At 71.5% G+C, this 3,712-nt stretch carries 4 protein-coding genes and 1 pseudogene; all 5 read right to left on the bottom strand.

From position 1 onward, the window contains the following. Positions 1-290 (bottom strand): annotated as a pseudogene (locus AC27VN_RS35635) (enolase C-terminal domain-like protein); the annotation flags it as partial. A 14-nt stretch (positions 291-304) separates the two neighbouring features. After that, complete coding sequence (locus AC27VN_RS35630; RefSeq protein WP_203204105.1) at positions 305-1,015, bottom strand: ABC transporter ATP-binding protein; 711 nt, start codon at positions 1,013-1,015, stop codon at positions 305-307. After that, complete coding sequence (locus AC27VN_RS35625) at positions 1,012-1,773, bottom strand: ABC transporter ATP-binding protein (protein ID WP_398498212.1); 762 nt, start codon at positions 1,771-1,773, stop codon at positions 1,012-1,014. The genes AC27VN_RS35630 and AC27VN_RS35625 overlap by 4 nt, the downstream gene beginning before the upstream one ends. Before the next feature lie 3 nt (positions 1,774-1,776). After that, positions 1,777-2,721 carry a branched-chain amino acid ABC transporter permease gene (locus AC27VN_RS35620; protein ID WP_057593306.1) on the bottom strand — a complete coding sequence of 315 codons (945 nt, stop codon included), beginning with the start codon at positions 2,719-2,721 and terminating at the stop codon, positions 1,777-1,779. Then, the gene (locus AC27VN_RS35615; RefSeq protein ID WP_093350744.1) at positions 2,718-3,590 is read right to left on the bottom strand and encodes a branched-chain amino acid ABC transporter permease; all 873 of its coding nucleotides are present in this window, start codon (positions 3,588-3,590) and stop codon (positions 2,718-2,720) included. The genes AC27VN_RS35620 and AC27VN_RS35615 overlap by 4 nt, the downstream gene beginning before the upstream one ends. Positions 3,591-3,712 lie beyond the last annotated feature (122 nt).

The following is a 3,712-nucleotide window of genomic DNA, read 5'->3' as shown; positions in this document are numbered from 1 at the left end:
CGCAGCCGCTGCGCCAGCAGCCGGTCGAGGTCGAAGGGCGCGAGCGGCTGGTCCTTGAGCACGCTGCCCAGGGTCAGCACCATGCGCCGCGTGGCGCGCAGCGCGAGCGGCGTGTAGGTGAACAGGTAGGCATGGCCGACGGTGCCGTCGTCCGCATGCAGGTCGACCAGCACCAGCGGCGCGGTCGCCACCACGCCCACGCTGGTACGCACCGGATGCTCGAGCGGCACGTTGACGCAGCGCGCCTGCACGTCGGCCACGCGCAGGCCGGTGTCGGGAAGGGAGTTCATGCGTGCGTCGTTCCTCACAGGCCGAGGTAGGCGGCCTTCACGCGCTCGTCGCCGAGCAGCTGCGCGGCCGGTCCGCCGAGCGCGATGGCGCCGGTTTCGAGCACGTAGCCGCGGTCGGCCACCGAGAGCGCGGCATGCGCGTTCTGCTCCACCAGCAGGATCGGGATGCCGCGCGACTTGAGCCGCGCGATGACGCCGAAGATCTCCTTCACCAGCAGCGGCGCCAGCCCCATCGAGGGCTCGTCGAGCAGCAGCATGCGCGGCTCGCACATCAGCGCGCGCGCGATCGCCAGCATCTGCTGCTGGCCGCCCGACAAGGTGCCGGCCGCCAGCAGGCGCTTCTCGCCGAGCACCGGGAACAGCGCGTACATCTCGTCCAGACGCTGCGCGCGGCGCTCGGCGCGCGTGTAGCCGCCCAGCAGCAGGTTGTCCTGCACCGACAGCGGGCCGAACACCTGGCGGCCCTCGAGCACCTGCGCCAGGCCGGCGCGCACGCGTGCATCGGCGCTGTCGCGCGCGATCTCGCGGCCGAACAGGCGCACGCTGCCGGCGCTGCCGCGGATCAGCCCCGAGACCGCGCGCAGCAGCGTGGTCTTGCCCGCGCCGTTGGCGCCGACCAGCGCCACCAGCTCGCCCGCGCCGACCTGCAGGTCGATGCCGTGCAGCGCCTCGATGCGGCCGTAGCCGGCGCGCAGACCGCTGACTTCCAGTGCGATGCCGCTCATGCGCAGGCCTCCGCCTCGGTGCCGAGGTAGGCCGCGATCACCTGCGGGTTGGCGCGCACCTCGGCGGCGGTGCCCTCGGCGAGCTTGCGGCCGTAGTCGAGCACCAGCAGGTGGTCGGAGATGTTCATTACCAGCTTCATGTCGTGCTCCACCAGCAGCACCGTCACGCCCGAGGCGGCGATGCTGCGGATCAGTTCGGTGATCTCGTGGGTCTCGGTGTCGTTGAGGCCCGCGGCCGGCTCGTCGAGCAGCAGGATGCGCGGCCGGCTCGCGAGGGCGCGCGCGATCTCGAGCCGCTTGAGCAGGCCGAACGAGAGCTGCGTGGCATGGGCATGCGCATGGCGGCCCACGCCCACGTAGTCGATCAGCCGCAGTGCCTCCTCGCGCAGCGCGGCGTCGGCGCGGCGCGTGGCGCCGGTCATGCCGCCCAGCAGCGAGCTGCGCGTGTGCAGGTGCGCGCCGAGCATCACGTTCTCGCAGGCGGTCATGTTCATGCACACCTGCAGGTTCTGGAAGGTGCGGCTCATGCCGCGCCGCGCGAGCCGGTCGGGCGCCATGCCCGCCACGTTCTCGCCGTCGAGCAGGATCTCGCCGCGCGTGGGCTCGTAGACGCCGCTGATCAGGTTGAACAGCGTGGTCTTGCCGGCGCCGTTGGGCCCGATCACCGAGTGCACCGAGCCGCCGCGCACGCTGAAGCTCACGTCCTGCATGGCGTGCACGCCGCCGAAGGACTTGCTCAGGTTCTTCACTTCGAGCATGGCTCAGCCCTTCCTGCGCAGCCGCAGCGCGAGCGTGGGCACCAGCCCCTTGGGCAGGAACATCATGGTGAGCATCAGCACCAGGCCGAAGAACACCATCTCGTAGCCGTGCAGGCCGCCCAGCAGTTGCGGCAGCGCGGTCAGCAGCGCGGCGCCGAGCAGCGCGCCGAAGGTCGAGGCCATGCCGCCGAGCACCACCATGGTCGCGAGCTCCACCGAATGCGTGAAGGCCGCCAGCGAGGGGCTGATGAAGCCCAGGTAGTGCGCCGTGAGGCTGCCCGAGACCGCGGCGAACACGGCCGACACCACGAAGGCACGCACCTTGAAGCGCGCCACGTCCACGCCCATCACGCGCGCCGCCACCTCGGAGCCGTTGAGCCCGCGCAGCGCGCGCCCGGCCGGCGACTCGTAGAGGTTGAGCGACAGCAGCACCGCGAGCCACAGCAGCACCGCCGCCAGCGCATACCAGTGCAGCACCTTGGCGAAGGCGAAGCCGGCCACCGCCAGCGGCGGCACCGGCATGCCGTCGGGGCCGCCGGTCCAGTCGACCTCGTTGATCAGCACGATGTTGACGATCACGCCCAGCCCGAGCGTGGCCATGGTCAGCGAATGGCCCTTGAGGCGCAGGATCGGCTTGGCGATCAGCCAGGCCACCAGCGCGGCGCCCACGGCCGCGGCGCAGATGGCCGGCAGCGCGGGCCAGCCGAAGCGCGCCGTCACGATGCCGCTGCCGTAGGCGCCGATGGCGACGAAGGCCGCGTGGCCGATGCTGATCTGGCCCGCGAAGCCCATCAGCAGGTTGAGGCCGATCGCGGCGATGGCCGCCAGCGCGATGCGCACCGCGACGTCGATCACGTAGTTGTTGGGCATGGCCAGCGGCAGCAGCGCCAGCACCAGGGCCAGCAGCAGCAGGGAGGGACGCAGCAGCGCCCGCGAGGACGCCTTCATACGCGCTCCGCTCCCTTGCTGCCGAACAGGCCGTGCGGCATGACCAGCAGGATGAACACGATCAGCACGAAGGGCACGGCGTCCTTGTAGGCCGAGGAGACATAGCCCGCCATCAGCGCCTCGAGCAGGCCGACGATGAGGCCGCCGACCACCGCGCCGCCCGCGCTGCCGAGCCCGCCCAGCGTGGCCGCGACGAAGCCCTTCATGCCCAGCATCAGGCCGATGTCGTAGACCGTGGTGGTGATCGGCGCGGCCACCACGCCGGCCACGGCGCCCAGCAGCGCCGACAGGCCGAACGAGAGCTGCAGCACGCGCGAGGTCGGGATGCCGACCGCGCGCGCGGCCAGCGCGTTGGCCGCGACCGCGAGCATGGCCTTGCCCACCATGGTGAAGCGGAAGAAGGCGAAGCACAGCGCCACCAGCAGCGCCGCCGTGCCCAGCACCCACAGGCTCTGCGGCAGCACGTAGGCGCCGAGGATCGACAGCGCCGCGTCGCCGCTGAAGGCCGGCAGGGTCTGCTGGTTCTTGCCGAGCACGATCTGCACCACGCCCTGGATGAAGATCGAGGCGCCGATGGTGATGATGATCAGCGACACCACGCTGGCCTCGCCCGCGGGCTTGATCGCCAGCCGGTACAGCAGCAGGCCCGCCACCACCGTGGCCAGCACGCCGCCGGCCACGGCCACGCCGTAGGGCAGGCTGGCGCCGAGCAGCGCGGCCGTGATCATGGCGCCGAGCATGAGGAAGTCGCCCTGCGCGAAGTTGATGACGCCGCTGGCGTTGTAGATCAGCGAGAAGCCCAGCGCGGCCAGCGCGTAGATCGCGCCGGTGGTGAGTCCCGAGAAGACGAATTGCATGAAGTCAGCCATGGCGTGCTCCGGCGTGGGAAAGCCCGGCACTGCCGGGAAAGGGAAGGTTGGCGAGCAGGTGGTGGGGCGCGACCTCGTCCACGCGGTCGGCGCCCAGCAGCACCAGGGTGCGGGCGATGTCG

The sequence above is a fragment of the Variovorax sp. 20P10.2.4 genome (genome assembly GCF_058244205.1).
Note: the sequence above shows the minus strand (reverse complement) of the source record. Positions and strands in the feature narration are given on the sequence as shown.

Excerpts from the sequence above, each read along its gene's own strand:
- AC27VN_RS35620 (WP_057593306.1), bottom strand. The coding sequence starts at position 2,721 with ATGAAGGCGTCCTCGCGGGCGCTGCTGCGTCCCTCCCTGCTGCTGCTG.
- AC27VN_RS35615 (WP_093350744.1), bottom strand. The coding sequence starts at position 3,590 with ATGGCTGACTTCATGCAATTCGTCTTCTCGGGACTCACCACCGGCGCG.
- AC27VN_RS35625 (WP_398498212.1), bottom strand. The coding sequence starts at position 1,773 with ATGCTCGAAGTGAAGAACCTGAGCAAGTCCTTCGGCGGCGTGCACGCC.
- AC27VN_RS35630 (WP_203204105.1), bottom strand. The coding sequence starts at position 1,015 with ATGAGCGGCATCGCACTGGAAGTCAGCGGTCTGCGCGCCGGCTACGGC.